At 58.5% G+C, this 20,874-nt stretch carries 12 protein-coding genes; 1 reads left to right on the forward strand and 11 read right to left on the reverse strand.

The features are described from left to right. Positions 1-42 precede the first annotated feature (42 nt). The 10 genes from ACZ9BX_RS33105 to ACZ9BX_RS33150 are packed head-to-tail and all read right to left on the reverse strand — an operon-like array spanning position 43 to position 18,263. Entirely contained in the window at positions 43-2,895 is a 2,853-nt protein-coding gene (locus ACZ9BX_RS33105; protein ID WP_476222549.1) for a tetratricopeptide repeat protein, read from the reverse strand. Between the two features lie 39 nt (positions 2,896-2,934). Continuing rightward, positions 2,935-3,600 (reverse strand): alginate O-acetyltransferase AlgF, encoded by a 666-nt coding sequence (locus ACZ9BX_RS33110; RefSeq protein WP_476222551.1) that lies wholly within the window; start codon positions 3,598-3,600, stop codon positions 2,935-2,937. A gap of 17 nt (positions 3,601-3,617) precedes the next feature. After that, positions 3,618-5,033, reverse strand: coding sequence for an alginate O-acetyltransferase AlgX-related protein (locus ACZ9BX_RS33115; RefSeq protein ID WP_132563794.1), 1,416 nt, complete (start codon positions 5,031-5,033; stop codon positions 3,618-3,620). Then, positions 5,030-8,047 (reverse strand): tetratricopeptide repeat protein, encoded by a 3,018-nt coding sequence (locus tag ACZ9BX_RS33120; protein WP_476222553.1) that lies wholly within the window; start codon positions 8,045-8,047, stop codon positions 5,030-5,032. The genes ACZ9BX_RS33115 and ACZ9BX_RS33120 overlap by 4 nt, the downstream gene beginning before the upstream one ends. Before the next feature lie 4 nt (positions 8,048-8,051). Next, a complete protein-coding gene (locus ACZ9BX_RS33125) occupies positions 8,052-11,798 on the reverse strand; it encodes a NosD domain-containing protein (protein ID WP_476222554.1) in 3,747 nt (1,248 codons plus the stop codon). Positions 11,799-11,810: 12 nt separating this feature from the next. Further along, positions 11,811-12,806 carry a hypothetical protein gene (locus ACZ9BX_RS33130; RefSeq protein ID WP_476222556.1) on the reverse strand — a complete coding sequence of 332 codons (996 nt, stop codon included), beginning with the start codon at positions 12,804-12,806 and terminating at the stop codon, positions 11,811-11,813. Between the two features lie 20 nt (positions 12,807-12,826). Further along, complete coding sequence (locus ACZ9BX_RS33135) at positions 12,827-14,317, reverse strand: mannose-1-phosphate guanylyltransferase (RefSeq protein WP_476222558.1); 1,491 nt, start codon at positions 14,315-14,317, stop codon at positions 12,827-12,829. 47 nt (positions 14,318-14,364) lie between these two features. Next, positions 14,365-15,411: a PilZ domain-containing protein gene (locus ACZ9BX_RS33140; protein ID WP_476222560.1), complete on the reverse strand. Its 1,047-nt coding sequence runs from the start codon at positions 15,409-15,411 to the stop codon at positions 14,365-14,367. Continuing rightward, the gene (locus ACZ9BX_RS33145; protein WP_476222562.1) at positions 15,411-16,940 is read right to left on the reverse strand and encodes a glycosyltransferase; all 1,530 of its coding nucleotides are present in this window, start codon (positions 16,938-16,940) and stop codon (positions 15,411-15,413) included. Before ACZ9BX_RS33145 ends, ACZ9BX_RS33140 begins: the two co-directional genes overlap by 1 nt. 6 nt (positions 16,941-16,946) lie before the next feature. After that, on the reverse strand, positions 16,947-18,263 hold the full coding sequence (locus ACZ9BX_RS33150) for a nucleotide sugar dehydrogenase (protein ID WP_476222563.1): 1,317 nt from the start codon (positions 18,261-18,263) through the stop codon (positions 16,947-16,949). Positions 18,264-19,054: 791 nt separating this feature from the next. On the opposite strand from ACZ9BX_RS33150, the gene ACZ9BX_RS33155 reads away from it, so the two are divergent. Continuing rightward, on the forward strand, positions 19,055-20,275 hold the full coding sequence (locus tag ACZ9BX_RS33155) for an alginate lyase family protein (RefSeq protein ID WP_476222565.1): 1,221 nt from the start codon (positions 19,055-19,057) through the stop codon (positions 20,273-20,275). Positions 20,276-20,314: 39 nt separating this feature from the next. Here ACZ9BX_RS33155 and ACZ9BX_RS33160 read toward each other — a convergent pair whose 3' ends face one another. Next, complete coding sequence (locus tag ACZ9BX_RS33160; protein WP_143534108.1) at positions 20,315-20,668, reverse strand: hypothetical protein; 354 nt, start codon at positions 20,666-20,668, stop codon at positions 20,315-20,317. Between the last annotated feature and the right edge of the window lie 206 nt (positions 20,669-20,874).

Raw genomic sequence — 20,874 nt, forward strand, 5'->3', positions numbered from 1 at the left:
GGTTTCCAGCCCCGATCTTCACGACCGGTGCTGAAATGCTCTTCATTGCCCCGTGGACAGGGCCTTGTATTTACTGTCCCAATAGGCAGCCTTGTCGACATCGGGATCCAGTCCGACAACGCCGACCTTGTAAGCGACGGCTAACTCGCGCACAGCCTTGGAATTACCGGCGTCCGCCGACTTGGTCAGCCAGTCGACAGCCTTGGCGGTATCCTTTGCCGCGCCGTTGCCGAAGAAATAGGCTTGATAGAGGCGATACATGGCATGTGGCTCTCCGGCCTCAGCCGAAACTGTCAACCAACGAATGGCCATGGCATCGTCCCGGCTCCCCAGCTTGCCGTCGATATTAAGGCGCGCGATCTTCAGCAGATACTTGCTAGGCGCATTGATGTCCGGCCCAAGGAAAATCAGAAGCTCGTTCACTTCGGCCGGCGTCGACGCGATGCGTTCGCCGGCAATCTCGCTGATCAGCTTGTTGGCCGCATCCTTGTCGCCGGAGGCATAGAGCTTAAGCAGGTCTTCCTTGGCGTTTTCGGCGGAGGAGTCGGTCCACATACCCTGCAGATGGCCTTCGGCCAGGTCGCGCAGGACGGAGATGCGCCCAAGCGCATAGGAGCGCAGGAAGAAGCCTTCTGCCTTGCCACGGTTGTCTACGCCGTCCACGCCGTCGCGAAATGCGGCGCCGACCGCGTACAAGTCGTCGGCATCCTGATCGGACATGCTCTCGGCCACCGACAGCCAATAGCGTGCCAGGGTCTTGGCCTGAGGATCCGGCAGGGTCGAATAGACACGAGCAACATTGACGATGGCATCGACCGAGCAAGCCTCGCCCGCGGCGGTCATTTTCGCCAGGTCCTGCAGCGCGTTCGGATCGCCGGGATCGACAAGCGAGATCCTCGCCTTCAAGTCGCCGGCATCTGCCGCCCTGCGCAGCCAGGCGCGACCGGGTGCGGCGTCCTGTGACAGGTCGGTAAGAAGGATCTTGCCGTATTCCCGCATGCCGCGCGGATCGCCCATTTCGGCAAGTTTCTTGTAGATGTCGTTGAGAGCCGCCGGCGTCGCCTGCCCGGCTCGCTGCAAGAGCTGGGCCTTCAGCATCAGGGCATCCCGGTCGCCTGTCTCGGTCAGCGGATCAAGGGCGGCGATCTGGACAAGCTTGTCGCTGAGCTTGGTCATCACATCGAAGCGGTTGCTAACGATCGACAGTTGCGCCAGGCGCTGCTGCTCCTTGTCCCTAAGCGACGAGACGAAGCGAAGCAGACGCTGCGCAGCTTCTGGGTTTCGCTCGAAGCTGTCGGCACCGGTCTCCCAGCGGGCAACGACATAGCCGATGGCGTCCGGACTACCCTTAAAGGCTGCCTGCTGGAGGTATACGCGCCCCTTGGCGCGATCAGCCTCCTCCGCCTTGGTCAGCATGTTCAGACCTGTAACATAGATCGAATGGACCGACCCAAAGATCGCCGCCTTATGGCGCCAGTCGTTTGCCAGTTCAACCGAGATCGGGGCGCCCTGTCCGCAGGCGAACATGCCGGCGAGTTTTGCCGCACCGTCGGAATTCCCGGCCATCGCAGCTTCGCTAAAGAACTGCATGGCTTTGCTCAGGTAGTTGGGATCCTTTCGGCCCATCTGCAGATAGATTTTGCCGATCTCGTCACTGGCATCGGAGGAGCCGGTCGCGGCGGCGGCTTGCAGGACCGTCAGTGCCTTCTCGACGTCGTCTTTTGAGGCATCGCTGCTGGCAAGAAACTCGCCATACTGCACCGGCACATCTTTCGAACGGTCCGGGGCCTGCATGGCGCGCTCGAAATAGGTTTTCGCCTTCGCGTCATCGCGGTCGCCGCCGAATTCACCCGCATAGATTCGGGCCAGCCACTCGTCTGCCGGACGAAGCCCGGCTCCGGAGGCGGCGCCTAAATATTTCACGGCCAGCTTGAGGTCCTGCGGCACCGAGATGCCGGTCGCATAAGCCTTGCCGAGGCTGAACTCGGCCGACGACATTCCTCCGTCGGCGGCCTGCTTGAGGTAAGTCATCGACTTCTGGATGTCGATCTGGTCGATCTGGTTTGAGCGGTAGAGTTCGGCCAGGTTCTGTGCCGTTTTCGGATCACCGGTTTTGGCGAAGGCTTCCAGCCACTTGAGCGCGGTTTCGACCTCTTTACTGACGAGGTTGCCGCGTAGATAGAGAAAGCCGATCTGGCTCAGGGCCGAGCAATCGCCCTGCTTGACCTGTGCCATAAGTCCGAGAAGGGCGTTGGTCACCGCACTCTTCTTCTGATCGTCAGAAGCCTGCGGGTCGAGCGTAACGATGCGGGCATATTCGATCATCCCCTGCGGGTCGGATGCCAGGGCCGACTTCTCCAGGTAGAAACGCGACTTTGTCAGATCACGAATCTCGCCTGGACCCTCGTCGCCATAGAGCTGACCGAGGACGAAAGCAGCACGGGTACTGCCCGAACCATAGGCATCGAGCAGATAAGTCTCCGCCTCGCGGAGTTCATCGATGGTCGATCCGTTCTCCATCAGCACGCGTGCGAGAGGGATGAGGAAGATGTCACGCCGGGCGGGATTTTTCTCCAGGCCGGCGCGCAAGAGTTCCTCGGCCAAAGCAGGCGCCTTCGGCACCCGCTCGCTGCCCCGGCTGTATTCAAGGGCAAGAGCAACGACATCCTGCGCCGGCAGCTTGATGTCGCCGATCGGACCCTTCGTCCAATCCCGATCGAGTTTCACGCGCGCCGCCTGATTGGTTACAGGCTTGCACACAGCCTTGTAATCGAGATTCGGAGGGTCGAGCGGGATTGCCGGATTGCCGGCCCGGACTGTAGTCGCAAACCCGACCGAAGCGGCCACGACCGCGACGGCAGCGACTAAAGACTGATGAAAATGAAATTTGCGCACTCTACTCGTCCCCACTCTCGTGCCCCATACGTTTCGAAGTTATCGGTCGATGCCCGTCGCTGCCAGGAAACCGGCCGGACCACTCGGCGTCTCAACGACAACGACATTCTGTCGGTCCTTAGCGGTCAGAGAAACTTTCTCTAGCTGGGTGACCTTCCTGTCCCCCTCAGAGACTTCCAGGCTGATGTCGATGACCGGCAGTTCTTTGGATGCCATGGCGGCTGGCGCAAGATTTTTGAACAGCACCTTGCTGTCGCCGTTGAGGCGCAGGGACAGGTTGGCCGGCTTTGTCGAGAAATTGTAAAAGGTCAAAGCTGACTTCGAGGGATTTTCGACCTCCTTGTCGGGAATAACCACGATGCCTTTTTGCCCGGCGCCGTCCGCGCCGACCGCCACGGTGTAGAATTTGCCGGGTTCGAGCGTGGCTTCGGTCGAGCTTGCATCGTCGGAAATCTTATAGGAGCCGTTGCCGATCAGCCGGTAATTCGACAATGCGACAGGATCGACGTCGAACTTCTGTCCCGAGAAATCGAGGCTCACTCCGTTCTTCAGCTTCACATTGAGGAAGCGAACGAGGCTTTTGTCGGCCGGGATCGGCGCATCGTAGAGGCCGGCATCGTTTGCCAGAAGGTGCGTTGAGAAGGTGCCTACAGAGGCTCCTCCCAAGACGAGTGCAACAAGGACTGCTTGGATTTTGCGTTTCATGATCTCATCATCACTCTTCAATTGGAGGTTGCTGCATTCTGGAAAATGCGTTCTGGGTAACGGCACAGTTTCACCGAGCCCGCCGATTTTGCCGCTCCCTCGATCTTGAGGCGAACGTGGACAGGTGCATTCCGCGTCCCTCCCGGGAGCGCCTGATAAAGCTTAGCAAGTCCGCTCACGCGCGATGGGTTTTCGAAGGAAGCGTTCTTGGCGGGACCATTGGCGTAGCTATAGGTCGACTGGAACCCGGTCAGTGCTTTGTTGGTAAACGCGTAGGCGAGGTAATGATCGGATGCCTTGCCAACCAACGTAGGCAGATCAAGATCAACCGTATCGGTCTCATCAAACGTCTTCTCGGCGAGCTTTAATTTACCGTCGCAATCACCGACAATTGCAGGAACGATCGTCTCGTCAATATAGTCCACGCTTCGCAGCACCGACTGGAGATCCGAGTACTCCCACACCAGTATTTCAGGCTTCTTGGCCAATCCATTGGCGTTCTGCGTCCAGCCGTAAATCGACTGTGTCAAACCACCACCAGCAATCGAGAAGCCAGATACATCGTGCTTCAGGGCCTCCCGAAGGAAGCCGTTGAAGTTGAAATCCATCCGCTCATCGGTAAAAGACGTGCCAACGACATGGACGACTTCCCGGCCCGGCGTGTCACCCTCGCTCAGCAGGGCATCCAAGTTATCGACATTGCGCTTAGTCGAATAGCCTGTGACACTTTCGGTAGGGATCTTCTCTTGGCAAAGCTCATTGAGCGCTTTGCCCATATTGAAGCGTATCGGAGCGGCCTTACCAGTCAGTTCAGTCTTAAACTCAACCGTGTCAGTAATGTCCCCAGCCAAGCCACGAATCTTCTCCGCCAGAGCCTGGGCGACAACTTGCGCACCCTCCGGAGTCCAGTGAATATCCCGCTTCAGATAATAGGCACTCCAGTCGAAATCCGGTTTGATGTCTTTGATTTTAGTAATGTCGATTGCATCAATCCCGACGTCGCGCAAAGACTGAACCATCGCTCGGAACTGCTTGGCGGAGAACGCCGGATCGTAGAACATGTCAGAAAATATGCCGCCATCGGGGATAGACTGCGCACCGGCAATGCCACGGGGCAGCATCGGCACCAAAATGAGGTGAATGCCTCGATGGCGCAGGGCGTCGCTCACGTCCTTGAATGCATCCAGTGTTTCCGCAGACAGCTCATACATGTTCTCCATGTCGCCTTCGCGGAAGAACCAGCCGCCATAACCTTGATACATTTTCACTGCCATCGAGGTCTGAGGAGACTTTTCCTCGAGCCCCTCGCACTTGTAGAGTATTTCACCGGCCGACACGGAAGCCACCGAAAGAGCCCAGGTAAGAGCTGCCATGCCAGCCATGAAAAAAACGCTCAATAAACGCGCCGTGCTGAAAGAGTTGGCTTGCATCATTTCGAAACTCCTGCACGGGCTTCCTTGACGTAGGAGTTTTTCAGGCGCCGCGCGAACTGGCTGCCCAATTCCTCGGCGTGGTCGAGCAGGGCGAAGATCTCATCCTTGTTGGCGTCCTTGTCGCGGCCATAGAGCAGAACGGCTTTGCGCAGGATCATGTCCGGAACTTCGGCCGCAACGAGCGCGTTGAGCCAACGTTCGGCCTCGGGGTTCTGGTTGGTCGGGTTCTTGATGAAATGGTAGTAGTAGAGCTGAATCATCGCGTCGGTGTTACCGAGCTCGGCAGCTTTCTCCAGCCAAGCAACGCCCTTTTGCTCGTTCTGCACGGCACCGGCACCGGCAAGATAACTCCGACCCATCTCCGTCATCGCGGTGACGGACCCGTTGAGCGCGGCCTTGATGTAATAGGCGAAGGCTCGTGATTCATAGACGCGCGAGCTCGGTCCCTTGGAATAGTTGCGCGCCAGCGCCAGCGCGCTACGGTTAGATCCCATGAATGCCAGATCCCGATAGAGCGCTTCGGCCCGATCGCGATCCATCTCGACATCCTGGCCGAAATAATAATTAGTCGCGATGCTGTTTAGAGCTTCCTCATTGCCCAGTTCAGCCGCCTGCTTCGTCAGTTGGTCGGCCTTGGTGAAGTCCTTGGGCCTGTATTGGCCGTTCAGATACTGCCGGGCAAGGAACATACGCAGATTACCGTTGGTCGGCAGATGCGGCAGTGCGCCTTCGACCGTGTCGATCAAATAGCGGAAGCTCTCGTCGCCGACCACCTTGGGATTGACGTTGACGGCGACGCGCGTGAGTGGCCCGCCTTGTCCACGTTCGGCAAGGATGTTGCACCAGCCGACCACCTTGCGGAAGTTTAACGCTTGGCTCGACGGCCATTTCTGGCGGAGCTTGAACGCGGCGATGATCGCATTGACGTCACGCCGGTCCGCGAGTTGTGCCAGCCGCACTAGAATCGGTTCGGCAAAATCTTCGCTGAGGCCATCCTCCTGCGTTAGTTGCTGAACGAAGCCGAGTAGAGTGGCATCGTCGCCCTTGAAGGACACGACGACATCTTTCATTTGTCGATGCGCTTCCGCCGCATCCAGCTTGCCGGCCGCCCGCCTGACTTGGACCAAGAGAAAGCGGCCAGTCGGCAGTTCCAACATTTCCGGGGTGTCCAGCAGGACCTCTGCCTTGTCGAACTGCTTGAGCGCAAAATCGATCTTAGCGAGCTGCACATTGCTTTCCGGCGTGAGGATGCGCGGATCGAAATTTGCGTAGACATCAGCAAGACGTTTGAGCTTGTCGGCACTGCCGGTGGAAAGCGCAAGTTCGGCGGCATCCGGACCGGCGGTAAAATAGCCTTGCGACAGCGCATTCAGAAGAAGCGTGAATCCGGCTTCCGGATCGGCTTCGAACTGCGGCGCCCCCTTGGCCAGCAGCACGCCATATTCCTTCATCGCCCACAGGTTATGCTGGCCGGCCAGCTCGCGGACCTCGGCATAGTAGGGCGAATAATTCAGCGTAACTTCGAGGTCTTGCCGAACCAGCTTGGCAAGCGCCTCGCGCAGCTTGAGCTGCATCTCGGGCGAATCCGCATACTGCTGTTTCAATCCCTCGTAGATCGAATGGGCCCTGGCCGACTCCGCCTTGACCAGCCGCCCCTCGCGAAAGATATCACCGAGGATGAGGCCTACCGAAAGGTCACCCGCGTCATAGGCGCTCGACAGTTCGGCGACGAGCTGCTCCGGCGGGATGGGCATCGCCGCCGATGTCGCATAGTAGCCGGCCTTCTCGGCGCTGACGACTATGCGAGCCAGACGACCGATGACCGACGATTTTCCGCCCTTCCAGATGTCCAGGTAGATCGGCAGGGCGTATTTTGCGATCAGGCTGTCCGACAGGTTAATGCGGGCGAAGCGGTCTGCTACGACGAGACGCTCCTGTCCTGCCTCGGCGGCTCCGTCCACCATGCGGTCCATAGCAGCGGTGGCGCGGGCCAGATCTTTCTCGACATAGATGCCCTGGTAATAGAGCTTGGCGATCAGGTAATTGGCTCGGTAGCTTCTGGCCTCTTCGAGCATCGATACGGCCCACTTGGAATCCGCCTCGTCGAAGCCGTAGACGTTCTCATCAACTAAATCGAGCGCGATAAGCTCGGCTGCGCGGCTCGAGCCGCCGTCGACGAGCTCCCACATCTGATGACGCAGTTCGTCCTTGCCGAGGATGGAAAACAGCACACCCCGGTTCTTCTCGATGATCCCGACGGCGCTATCGCTACCGTAACCGGCGGCCAGTGCCAGCAATGACTTGAGCACATCGGGGTGCTGTTGTGCATCGAAGGAGGAGGCATAGCGTCCGGCGAGGCGGATAACCGCGCTGTCGCTGTCGAGTGCCGATAAGTTGGCCATCAGCACGAGCTGGCTGCGTAGCGTATCGGCTTCGGGGGAGTTCTGACGATTAAGGAGCAGAAGTAGCTCGAACGCCGCATCGAGCGAGCCCTTTGACATCTTGTCGCGTAGGGCCGCTTCGCCGTCCGTGGCAAGATCCTGTGTCTGTGCATCGGCGCCGGGCGGAGCCTTGGTAGCAGGTTCGGCAGGGTGCAACGCAGCGCGCAGAGCTTGCGCTTCGCCTTCGTTTGCCGCACCGCCCTTGCGGAGCAGCAGTTCGGCCAGCCCCGCCGTCACCTTGGCATTGATCTTAGCATCGCCGGCCGCCAGCAGACTGCGATAGACGGCGATGGCCGCGTCGATGTCGGCAACCCTCACGGGGTTGTGATCGTTGGCGATCCTGCCGCGCGCCAGCAGTCGGGCATAGGCCAGGAGCGCGCTCGCCTCCGTCGCCGTGCTGTAGTCGGCTAGTATCTTCTGCTCGGCCTGATAGGCCTTCTTCGCCTCGGCCGCCAACTGTCGCGGCATTTCAGACGCGGTCGTAGCCGGCGCCACGCCAAGGAACACCACCGAACACGCCAATACGTTGAGCAGCGTCACGGAGAGGTGTGATTTTCTCGTTGCGAGAATCATCCTCTCACTCCCCTTGTTGCGCGTTGAACGCAGCCGATTGCGGCGAGCCCGCAGCGTTGATGCAATAATTGGTCGAGGCCCCGTCGGCGCGGAATTCCGGTTGCAGGGACTGCGCAATGATGATGCCGTTCTGCGTCAGCGCGCAGTGCTTCTTCACCGGAATGCGCGGCACGCAGACCGACCGCACCAGCACACCCGTCTTCATATTGCGGGTGACGACGTCGAGCCCGAGCGGCTTGAGATCACCCGAAACGTAGCGAGGCAGCTGGTCGACGAACTTGTTGCGGTAGAACATCGCCTCGGACGCACCGCGGGTCATCAGACCGACGCGGTTATTCTCAAGGAGGTTGTCACGGGCAACCATCGTCGCGATCGGATAATACGGGTCCTCGACGAAATCGCGGAACTCACTCTGCTCTGCGACCTTGAGGTTGTCGATATACGCTTCGATGCCGGCGGCCTTATTCTGACGGATCTGGTTGCCCTCCACATGGACGTCCCAGGAATTGCGCACCTTCACGCCGGATCGGCCATTGCCGTAGAACATGTTGCTGTCGACGAGAGCGCAGGGACTTTCCATCGCGGCGAACCCGTCGCCTTCGTTGCGGCTCGAATCGTTGGCATAGACGATTGTGCCGTAGCTTTGGCGGTCGAGCATGATGCCGGACCCGTGGTTCTCGAACGAGAGGTTGCCGAGGATGAAGCTGTCGTCGACCTCGCGCGAAATGATGATGCCGTGTTTCTTCTGCGTTCCATAGGCCGTGTTGTAAGCCATCATCAGGTTCTTCGACCGGTCGTGCGGGTCGAGGCCATAGATCACGCCGTTGACCAGTTCGTTGCCGACGAAGACGATGTCCTTCGCCTCGAACGCGTAGAAACCGTAATAGAGGTTCTCGAATGAGTTATTGATGAAGTAGCCGGTTGGCGCAGCCGCCTGGACCTTTCGGGCCACTACGTCGGTCGAACCGGAGGAAAGCGACATGCCGTAGGTGCGGCCGCCGGCGTAGCCCAGCGCGACGAAGTGGGAATCCGAGGCAAGGGTCTCGCTGCCGCTCCAGCTAAGGATGAAGGGACGGAAGAAGATGCCCTTCTCGTGGTCGTAGACATAGCTTGGCTGATCCGTCGTCACATCCACCGATGAGACAGTCACGCCATCGAAATAGATCTTGCCGCTGTTGACGATGAAGGCGCCGGCCTTGGTATTGAGCTTCAGCGACTTGATCTCTTGGCCGCTGACGACCAGCGAGGCACCGTCGTTCACAGCAAGCGGCACGTTCAGGGTAACCTCGTTGCCATCCAGCGAAATGGCATCCGGATCGGTCGCCCGCACCTGGGCGATGAGCTCGCTCATGGTCAGCACCCCACGCGTGACGAAGATGATGCGTGGAACGGTCGATTCAGAATTGAGGTAGAGATATTCCCGGACACCGAGGTTGATGATCTCGTCGAAATGTTCGGATGAGAAGCGGATCAGGCGGGTGGCGCGCGTCTCGCCGCGCTTGGAAATGTCGGCAAGCGCTTCGTTCGCCTCCCGCAGCGGCGGCACAGGAATCCTCGAGGTGACCGACTCGCGCCCGAGCAGCAGGTTGGGCATGAAGGGCCGGCCGGCCGTCGGCAGACTGTTTTCCTTCGGCGAGTACAGGACCATGCGCCCATCGCTGATGGTTGAGGCTCCCCCGACGTCGAGCGCATCGGGCTCTGACTTTGCCGGCGCGGTAGCGCTATTCAGCCAGCCTTTGTCGTCAAGCACGCCGGCGCGGGCCTCGGCCAAGCGGCGGAATTCGCCGACGCGTGCCCTGTAGTCGGGAACCGTCTTCAAGCGGGTGGTCGCCACGTCGACATTGCTGAAGATGGCGTCCGCCTTCTCGACTGCGACCTTGTCGGCATCGGCGACAGCTGCAAGCGGAGCTACGGACTGGCCCCTCGCAGCCAGATAACGCGCATAGCGCGACAGCGCCTCGCCCCGCAGCCTGGGGAGTTCTGTCCCCTGACCTATGGACGCAGCAAGCAGCGTGTGCCCCTCGCCCGAAGTCGACGGCAACAGGTCGGCGATAGCGGCGACGAAGTCGGCACCTCTGCCCTCAGTGCCACGGAAGCCGGCAAAGCCTGTTACGCCGAGCGCAACCGCCTGCCTAAGATCGGCATCGGCTCTGCCGCGGACGAATTCGGTAAGCAGTTCCCGACGGCTGGCATATTGCCAGAGCCGCGCCGCCGCCTGCGACAGCAAGGCAATGTCGCCGGCGTTCGATGAGTCGATCTTGGCGAGCACCGCTGCATCCGGGACTTCTCCATTGATCAGACTTGCAGCCACCTGCAGAGCCTTTGTCGCATCCGGACCGGTTGTAATCATCTTCGCTCCGACCGGTTGATCCACGGGAAGGGAAAAGACCGTCCGGACGTCGGCACGCAGTGCGGTGATCTGCGAGATCTTCGCGTCACCCGTTATGTCCTGTCCCAGCGCCCGGATGAAAGCGGGGTCACGAAGGATCTCCATGTCGCGGAACAACGCCACGGCTTGCCCGTCTCTCAATTGCAGCTGTTTCGACTTGGTGGCACCGGCGACGAGCTCCACCAGGGCCTTCACGTAGTTGTCGTAACCGGCGCCGGAGAAGCTGTGAATGAGCGCCAGATAGCTATCGATAGCCACGGCCGGCGGTAGTGCCAGATTGACCACCCTGTCGTAGCCCACCAGCGGTCGCTTTTCCCGGATGTCGGCCATGACCGCATCCGAAACCAGCCGGTTGCGCGCCGCCTCATCCTTTTCTGCCAAAATCAGGAGCTCGAAGGCACGCGTATCGAGGCTGAGCCGCGCCTGTTCGCTAAGCGTCGCGATATCATCTCCAGCCTTGACGCCATGGGCAACTTCCACGGCATCGACCCATGCCGACAGGATCAGGTTGCCAGAACCGGCACTGTCACGGGCATGCCGGACAACGTCGACGTCGATCTGATCGAATACAAGCTGGGCGAGTTCGACCTTTTCGGCGCGCGGCGACATGCGCAACAGATCAGTCAGCACCCGGAAGACAGCCGGGTCGGCGACTGCGCCCGCATTCGCGCTGGCGAGCTTCATCAGCTCCTGCCGATCAGCTGCGGAGGTCAGACCATTGAAATAGAGCGGCAGGAAATCGACATAAATGTCCAGTGCAAGTTCATTCAGCTTCGACTGAGCCAACCGCTTGGCAAGATCGAGGCTGAGGTTGGCTACCTCGATCCCGGACATGTAGTCGAGAATGAGCGTATAGCGCACCTTGAACGAATCCGGATCCGTCGTCGACAACGACCTGTCGGAGCTGGCAATGAGAGTTTTCAATGCGCTGACACCGGCATCGCGCGCCGATAGCCCTTGCGCGTTCATCTGGTTGTTCAGCTCGGCGGCCACGACGGCCAGCCGGCCGTGCACGTCTACGCCGGCGATCTGGGTGGCATGGTCGAGACTCTCGATGCGGGCCACTTCCCTGAATATCTCGAAATAGGCGTCGAAACTGCGTGACTTCTCGTCGTCGCGCAGGGCCTGCCAGCGCGTCAGCGCGAGCTGCGCCCCATATTTCAGGCTGTCCTCGGTGATTTCGCGCTCAGTCGGAGCGAGCTGGTCCAACTGCGGGCTCTGCTCGCCGACCGTCAATTCCTGCGCGTGGACAGCGCGGGGGCTCATGCCCGTTGGTACAACCGATAGGAGCGTTACCAGGGTGGTCAGGCCGATAAGACCCTTGACCACAGGCGTTGCAATAAATGTCAAAGAGGTGCGCATGCCATTCGATCCTTACGACAGCAGCGAGGAGACGGTCTTCAGCCACTGCGGCGACGTCACCGAGGGCCACCATATCGACCGTTGGAATTTCACGATCACCGGTTCGCCGACAGGAATGTCAACGCCGTCCGGGATCCTGAGTTTAATTTCCGCTAGGGCCTTGCCGTCCTCGTCAGTTAAGACTTTGGTGCTGTTCACATAGTTGCTTGCATCGATCGGAACCGAAACTGTGCGCCCGGATTTGGGGAACTCGATCCAGGCCTCTGCCGCGTTCAGGGCAGTAACGGCATCAGTCAACCTGACATAGGCCGCAACATAAGGCCTTGCGCCGTCGTCTGCGAGGCGCACGACCGGCGCGCCCTTGCGCACATAGTCCTGTTGCGCAACAGCCTGAGCACTGATGTCGCCACCATTGCTGGCCTCAAGAAACTTCGCGAAGTTCTGGGAGGTTTTCAGTGCTGCGAAGAATTCCCCCTTCGCCACCTTCCCGACATCCTTCACATAGACGACCTGGCCCGCGGTGTGGGCATCGAGCTCCACTCCCGGTACGGCCACATAGGCCATCTGCGAGGTAGCGTTCACACTGCGTTGCGACACCAGCTGGAAGATTAGTCCGATCAATACAAGTGCGACCACGCCAAGACCGGCCAGCTTGGCGGATCCACCAAGGCCTGTGGAAACACGGCGAACATCCGGCGGTACGCTGTCGGCGAATTGATCGGCAAAGGACGGATTGCGCCCGTCATACCAGTTGAGCACGCTGACCAGCCTGCGATATTGGTCGCGTCCACCCGCGACAACGAGGTTAATCTGGTTGCCGGACCGCTCCGCCCGAACAAGAACATCTCCCCTCCAGGCCCCTTCGTTCTTGACCATGGCAACGCGAGCAACGCCGCGATAACCCATGAGTTCCTGCACCAGCGGAACGATGAGACCGCCGGAACTCAGGTCGAGCATGGGAAACGTGCGGCCAGAAATTTCCACCGTTATATCCGCAGGCGCGTTCATATCGTTTATATCCCTCGTGCTCAGCCCAGACGGACCTTGGGTGCTTCGACTTCGGCCACCTGGGGGAACCAGTCGTCGATCTTCCAGTTGAGATCAGGGTCCTTGCGGACATACGTGAACTCGGACAGTCCGGACGCGTTGCGGATCGTCACCACCTGCCCCCTGCTGAAGGAAACCGGGTTACCGGAGACGAAGGGTGTGAAATGCCCGTCCACGCCGTACTCGGCACGCTTGTCACCATGCAGGAACCATGTCTCGCGCTCGGCACCAGAGACGATGTAGGTGACGGAGTTCCTGCCTTGGAAACTCACTGCGCAGACCTGGCTGTCACCGTAGCTGCGGTCGATCTTAACCGCTCCCCAGCTTTTCACCGCACTACGGGTGAAGCTGACCTCTGGAGCGTCCATCTTCTTCAGCGAGTTGACGATTTCCTTCACCCGCTGCGCTTGCGCCTTAGGCAGCACGACGACAGCATCCTCGCAGTCAATGACCATGATGTCATCGATATGACTGAGAACGACGCGACGGCCGGACTGTGCATGCACGAGGCAATTACGCGACTGCGAGACGAAACTGTCGCCACGCAGCACATTGCCGTTCTCGTCCTTATCGCTGATATCCCAGAGGGCGGACAGCGACCCGATGTCGGCCCAGCCAATGTCGTCACAGGGCACAACCGCGACATTGGCGCTCTTTTCCAGGACCGCCGTGTCGATCGGAATGTCGAGCGGGCAACGAGCGAAGTGCTCCTCCGCAGGCATCAGCAGCATATGGCTGCCGAGGTCACGGCTCGTGCCGCCGGCGATCGAGGCCGCAACGGCTTCATAGACGGCCGGAGCGTGCCGCTTGAGTTCCTCGACCAGCGCCGATGCGCGGAAGAGGAAGATGCCCGCGTTCCAGAGGTATCCCATCTCGACGAACTGCTTGGCTCGCTCCAGGTCCGGCTTCTCGAGGAAGCCCCCGGGTTGGTTGACCAGCGCACCAACCTCCTCGCCGTCCACAACATAGGGATCGCCGGGACGGATATAGCCAAAGCCGGTTTCCGGTTCGGTCGGCACGATACCGAAGGTTACGATCTTAGAACTCTCGGCCAGCGGCACCGCCTTCTTGACAGCCTCCAGGAAGAGGGCCGGATCGTCGATGACATGATCCGCCGGCATGGCCAGTACAAGCCCATCCGCGTCGCCCTGACTCGCGGCAACCGCTACAGCCGCAAGCGCCGCGGCCGTACCGCGCTGGAACGGCTCCAGAACGATGCCGGCGAGTTCCTGCTCCATCTGCCGCGCCTGGGCATTGACCATATCGATGAAGGCACGGCTGGTCAGCAGCCAGGGCGCCGAAAACATCGCGTCGTTGACGCGTGCCAGTGTGTTCTGGAACAGGCTGCGGTCGTCGACTAGTCGCAGGAACTGCTTCGGCATATTACTGCGCGACAACGGCCAAAGCCGCGTGCCGCTTCCGCCGATCATGATCGCTGGCGTTATTTTTACAGACTTTGTCGGTATGCTCATTGTCATGCCTCCGGCCTCATCAGCGCAATGGATCTCAATCGTGCAATTTAGTGCCACGGCGCCGTGTCGAAGGTCGCTAGCACCGGCTGGCCGACCATGGACGGGTCCAAGCTGCGACCGGGCTGCACCTGAATTTCAAGCTGTGTGGTGGTGTATTCGGTCACCTTCGGAATGGAGACGATCTCGACCTTCTTCGCCTCGACACCGTCGAGATAGCTGAGCGAGATCTGCGGTTTCTCGGAGATGTTGGCGAGACGACGGAACGGCACGCGAACCGACACGTAGAGGGGCGCATCCTGGCGGACGAGCGAGAGCATCCGGCCGCCCGCGCGGCCATAAGTCGAGCCCGGATGGTCGACCGACAAGACATAGCAGTCGCAGGCAGACAGAACCTCCACAATCGACTTGCCGTCAGCGGTCGGCGCATCGAGGACAATCGTCGCTAGACGGTCTCCCTGCTTCACCTTCTGCGGCAGAGCGGCAAATTCGACCACCCCATCGCGTGGCTGATAGACCGTAACCGTCTCCGCAGCGATGCTCGCCGAAACAGCCTCGAAGGTGAACAGCCTCTTGTAGACGATACTGGAGAGGAAGGTGAAAGCGGCCAAGCCGATGACGACGAATATCAAAAGCCCGAATATACGCCCTGCAAGACCGTTCCCAATCGACGACGCCGTCACACCGACCACCGCAGCCTTAGCATCTACTTTTTCTGCCATCTGATGTCCCAATACGTAAACTTTCGAACCGCTTTGAACGACCCGCCCGGCGAGATAGAGGTCGGCGAAATGCGCCAAAGGCGCTGTTGTCTCCGCAGGGTCGAGAATTTGTAGGCCGGCGCGCCGCTCGTCTGCATTCACCCAGACAATGCGCGTATTAAGGGCCAGCTCGAGACAGGAGCCCTCGGTTTCTAAGAGCAGGGTCACGGCGAGGTAGTCACCTGGAGCCTGCGTGAGCGCGACCGCGGCGAGCCCGAGACCGGTCACCGACCAGTCGCATACCTCGATGCGTTTTCCGTCGATTAGCGCCGCCAGCGGCAATTTGAAGCGCGGGAACTCCCGTTCGCGACGCTTGGGCACGGCAACCGCAGTCATCAGAACACCCTATCTGTGATTTTCGGCAAGCGTTCCGGTGCTTCGTCCGTGAAATAGCTACCGAGATTTGTGAGAAAGACGAGAACCGAGACGAAGACCAGCACGGCAACGGAATTGACCAGCCGGGACGACCATAACTTGAAAGCCGCGTCGAACTGAGAATCGGTCCGCTTGAAGGCAGTCTTCTGGCGCGTCCACTTCTGCCGGTCGAGCCGGAAGAAGATCAGCACCTTAACCGCCGAGCCGAAGATCTGATTGAAGTAGAGTAACGGAATATAGACCAGATTGATCGATGGACGCACAGTCAGGAAGGTCAGCGCGAGGATGTATCGCGAGACAACGACCCAGAGGACATAGAAGGCGGCCGTCCACGGTGTGATCATCGCGGTCCCGAGAAGGGCAAGCGTGATGCCCGACAGGCTGGTCCACATCGACATGCGCTGATCGAGAATCGACCACCAAGTAAACGCGCCGATTTTGATCGGCCCAAGATTAAGGGCGCGAGCATTTGTGCGCAGCATGTTTCCGAACCAGCGGGTCATTAGCACATAGGCGGAGCTGATGAAGCTCGGGCTTGGCGGCTGCTCGATGGTCTCCACCTGAACGTCCGGCACGTAATACATGTTGTAGCCGTTCTTGAGCAGCCAGAACCAGCTCGACTTGTCGTCGCCGGTGAGCATGCGGATTCGGCCCAGGCGCCAATGATCGATATAGTCGTTCTGCACATGATCAATGAAACCGGGATCACAAGCGAGCCGCGCGCGGAACATTGACATGCGTCCTGTCAGCGTCAGCACGCGCTCTGCAAGACCATGCGACGACATCAGAATCTGCCGCTGTGCAAAGCGCATCGAATACCACTGCTTGAAGATTTCCGCGCCCTCGACGGTGCACACCTCATCCGTGGTAAGCGCGCCCAGATTCGGATTGATCAGGAACATGCAGGCACAGCGCTCTACGAGATCGGGCGGCACAATGCTGTCGCCGTCGATCACCGAGACCGTGTCGTCGCCAGCCGGATTGAGCGCCGCGATGGCACGGAAACCGGCAGCGAGGGCATCGCGCTTGCCCGTCCCGGGAATGCGGACGATTTCCAGCCGGAACGGCAGGCTATCGCCATACATCACTTCGGCAAGGCGACGGATGAGGCGCTCGTCACCGATTTCGACAATCGAGCAAACGATCGTTGCGCCGGCAGGCGCATTGGCTGCCGCGATGAAAGCGCCGCTATAAACCTTGGTGGTGGTCGGGGCATCGATCCTGAAGCTCGTGATCAGAAAGTAGGCATGCCCCAACCCTTGCGCCTTTGCTGCCGCTTCGGCCATCCGACGCATCCGCGGGAAGCGGACCAGCCGGAACCAGACGCTGCGCAGCAGATGAAGCAGTCCCCAAGACCATCGCCACAGCCCGATGACGCCGACCACTAGTGCGGCGTCGCGTGCCTTCTCGTCGAATGCCTGCTGCGGCAGCAGCGCTGCACACACAGCCAGCAGTAGGACGAAAACGATATGCTTGAGGATACCCAACATCACCGTTTACCAGACGAGACCTTCGTAATGCACGCCGGACGGCATATCGACGGGAATACGGACGAGGTCGATGACCTTGACGCCTTCCCGCGCTTTCTTCAGCGCATCCTTAGTGCCTTGGCCGTTGATGCCGACCACGATGGCCTCGCTCTCCGACACGACTTCGTCGGGCGACGAACGCATGAAGCTTGCCAGGTGCGAGATGTAGTTCCGGCCGCCATGATCGTTGACCGAGACGTTGGAGTCATAGATCGACAGCTCGTAACCCTTACCCATCAAGCGTTCGGCCAGAAGCACAAGCGGGCTCTCACGCAGGTCGTCCGTGTCCGACTTGAAGGTCAGGCCGAGAAGGCCGATTTTCTTGGCGCCGGAGCGGTTGACGAGGCGGAAGGCGCGCTCGAGCTGGTATTGGTTCGCCTCGACAGTGGCGTCGAGAACCGGCGTCGACACGTTCTGCATCTTGCCGAAATGGCGCAGCGCCCGAAGATCCTTCGGAAGGCAGGAGCCGCCATAGGCGAAGCCGGGCTTCATATAGGCGCGGGAAATATTGAGTCGCGTGTCGGCGCAGACAACATCCATCACGACGTGGCTGTCGATGCCGACGGATTTGCAGAGATTGCCGATTTCGTTGGCGAAGGAAATCTTTACCGCATGCCAGCAGTTGTTGGTGTACTTGACGATTTCGGCGCTGCGGATCGGGATGACATGCGGCTTTACTTCGACCGAGGCGCAGAGGTCGTGTAGGGCCTGAATGGTTTTCTCATCGCCTTCGTACTGGCCAAAGACGATCGCACCTGGGCTGTAGTAGTCGGCGATTGCCGTACCTTCGCGCAAAAATTCCGGGTAGTATGCCAGACCGAAGTCCACTCCGACCGTCTTTCCGGAGGCGCCTTCAAGGGCCGGGATGACCACGTCCTCAACAGTGCCTGGAAGGATCGTCGAGCGCATAACGACCATGTGGAAATCGCTCTTGCTGCGCAATGCAACACCGATCTGCTCGCAGACCAGCTTAACATAGCTCGTGTCCAGCGAACCGTCTTCACGGCTCGGCGTACCCGGGCAGCAGAACGAGATGTCGGTCTCGTTGATCGCGGCGATATAGTCGCTGGTTGCAGTCAAGAGGCCGTTCTCGGCGGCCGTTTCGATCAGGTCAGGCAGACCCGGCTCGTAGATTGGGGAGCGACCTTCGGAGATGCACTTGACTTTGTATTGGTCTGGATCGACCGCGACTACTTTGAAGCCGTCTTTTGCAAGACAACCGGCTGATACAGCTCCAACATAGCCCGCACCAAAAATACTTACGCGCCAATTTTTCTTGCCCATAAGCTGCACCTTTCCCGCAATGTTTGTTCAAAAAAGAATAGAAATGCCGCTTTTCTTGCCGCCACATTAAATTCAAATAAATCTATATGTTGCGTCTGCGAAGAGCACCCCTCTCAATTTCGCAATACAGCATCTGTTTATGACGTCAACATAACGAATCTCAGTTATCAACATGCCAGGCCGGTAATATTTGCATCAAAATTGTGCAGACTCGTTTCGAGCCAATATTACGTGTAGTAATACATAGGAGTGACATGCTGACTAAGATTTTGTTAACAATATCAACATATTAGAATATGATTAAAAGATGCGCACAGGGCGCTTACTTTTTGTGCGCCGCAGCATTAACCAAAACTTGATTTCGGTTGGTTTTTTTCAACTGAGGCAACTGCGCAACGCTCGGGCATCTGCGCCAACTGAAAAACGAATCAACAGCCGACGCACGCTCTGCGCAAGAGCTCGCAACGGGGCGCAATGCTAAGTAGATCTTCGTCGCAATGCCGCTTGTCTGCCCCACGACAGAGGTCGCCGAAAGCATGGTGCCAATCCGTAAGAACAGTCAGCTTTGACAGCCAACGCTTCGCAGCCGGACAGCCGAACATCGTCGCTCGTATTGACGATGAGCGCTCTCAAAGAATGAGACATAGTCCACCTAAATATGCAGAAGCGTCCCGTAATTAATTTTCACTTAATCCATTCCATAAATTACCGTCATCAGAGTTAACTACCAGTATACAAAATAAAAAATCGATTGTTTAAAATTTTATACGTCAAAAAGACGGAATATTGCTTTGTATTTCTTATTGTCTTCCCAACGACGGGAGATAAATATGAGAATAAAAGCATTCCAAATCGGGACTATTATTGCACTCAACATATTCTCCCCAAACATCTGCGGCGCTCAGGAAGCGGCAACTGTGCCCGAAACGGTCACGATCCAATCGCCAAGCACTTCAAAGAGACTAACGGCTCTATTCTCAGATTTGCGTGGCCGCGTTTTCGGCACTTCTGACCAACAGGATGCCGCCACGTCAGTTGACAGCGCAAAAGCGACAGCGGCTAGCACTATCGACAAGGACTATACGATCCAAACGGGCAGTATTTCGTCCCTTTCCACCGGCAACGGCTTCGGGACAGCCGGTGCGGAACCAGAGCAAGTTCCTCTTTGCGTCAGCATCCCTGCGCCACCCGCAACGCTGCAGACACAATCGAAATACAAGGCTGACGACAGTTCAAAATCCTCGATCGACGACGACGCCTTGCAAGCGCGCGATAGGACCGTGCAGCCAATCCGCAACTCTATTCGCCTGCTGACCAACATTGCCTATGCCGGATCGAACAGTTCGCTAGTGACCCAGGCGCGGGCAGAATGCGTGCTGCATAATGTTGATCGGTGGGCGTCTGCGAAGGCGCTGACCGACATGCGCACTGTTGACGCCTATCTGAGCCGCGACCGTTGGGTGGCCGAAATCGCTCTTGCGGTTCGGTCGGCCAGCAAACGTGTGGAGCTCTCCAGTAAGCGTAAGGCTCTTTACTCGACATGGTTCAGCACAATTGCCGGCGATACCATGGACGCTTATGCGTTTCGCCTCGGCCCGAAGGCGAAGACGAATAATCACCGTTATTGGGCGGGCCTGTCGGTCGCTGCCGTCGGTTTTCTTCTCGATAATGCTGAATTCAAGACATGGGGCAAAACGAGTTTCGAGATCGGCGCTTGCCAGGTAGATGATCGCGGTTTCCTGCCGGCGGAGCTGGCCCGCGGCGAGAAAGCCCTTGACTACCATGTCTATGCGTTGCGCCCACTCGCTGCCATCATCAAGCTCGCCTCCGACGACGGCGAGCCGCTTCAGTCAAAGTGCCTCGATAGGTTCAAACGTCTCACCGCGATGACGCGCGAGGCCCTACTGGATCCCACGGAATTCGAGCGTGTCGCCGGTCAGCGCCAATCGATAATCTCCTCGGAAACCAGCTACTCTGCTGCGTTGAAGCTCGACGCACTTCCGCTCCTATGAGACAGTCCGAAAGCGTTGCAAACGGTCGGGAACCTGACATCAGTTGCGCGTTGGCGAAGCCGGCAGTTTGATCTGTGCTGCTTCGCGCCATCTTTTCTGATCTATAATGGAAGTGCTTGTCGCGGCATTGCTGCCTAGCAGTAGCGCGCTGTAGATGGCCTGTTTCATGCCGTCGGCGCCGAGCTTGGCGAATTGAACCATGTCCATACCAAGTGCCGCACTCACCTCATCGATATGTCTTGGCGCTGCGAGATTTTCAATATCTACAAGCGCCGCCTTCAAAATTGCTCTTTGCTGAAAGTTCACAGGATCCTCCCATCCTTTTCCTAAGCTGATTTTCCCCCAAAAGCCCATTAAGGCGAAGTGTGGATGCCCATTCTTCAATTGTGACACGAATTGAAAGATCCTACAACTTCTTATATTATAAAATAGTAATATCCAATTTACGAATACAAAGCCGTGACTTGCGAGTGGGGGAAATACAAGCGCGTGGCCAAAATAGAAAGACGCTCAATGGCTGTAGCTATGTCCTCGCCGGTTAAATCAATATGTGACCTCTTTTTTGGGCTTGCCCCTAATTTAGACCGTATGTTCGTGCG

Source organism: Rhizobium sp. USDA 3886 (assembly GCF_056279785.1).

Coding starts and splice junctions, on each gene's coding strand:
- ACZ9BX_RS33110 (WP_476222551.1), bottom strand. CDS start 3,600: ATGAAACGCAAAATCCAAGCAGTCCTTGTTGCACTCGTCTTGGGAGGA.
- ACZ9BX_RS33115 (WP_132563794.1), bottom strand. CDS start 5,033: ATGATGCAAGCCAACTCTTTCAGCACGGCGCGTTTATTGAGCGTTTTT.
- ACZ9BX_RS33120 (WP_476222553.1), bottom strand. CDS start 8,047: ATGATTCTCGCAACGAGAAAATCACACCTCTCCGTGACGCTGCTCAAC.
- ACZ9BX_RS33125 (WP_476222554.1), bottom strand. CDS start 11,798: ATGCGCACCTCTTTGACATTTATTGCAACGCCTGTGGTCAAGGGTCTT.
- ACZ9BX_RS33130 (WP_476222556.1), bottom strand. CDS start 12,806: ATGAACGCGCCTGCGGATATAACGGTGGAAATTTCTGGCCGCACGTTT.
- ACZ9BX_RS33135 (WP_476222558.1), bottom strand. CDS start 14,317: ATGAGCATACCGACAAAGTCTGTAAAAATAACGCCAGCGATCATGATC.
- ACZ9BX_RS33140 (WP_476222560.1), bottom strand. CDS start 15,411: ATGACTGCGGTTGCCGTGCCCAAGCGTCGCGAACGGGAGTTCCCGCGC.
- ACZ9BX_RS33145 (WP_476222562.1), bottom strand. CDS start 16,940: ATGTTGGGTATCCTCAAGCATATCGTTTTCGTCCTACTGCTGGCTGTG.
- ACZ9BX_RS33150 (WP_476222563.1), bottom strand. CDS start 18,263: ATGGGCAAGAAAAATTGGCGCGTAAGTATTTTTGGTGCGGGCTATGTT.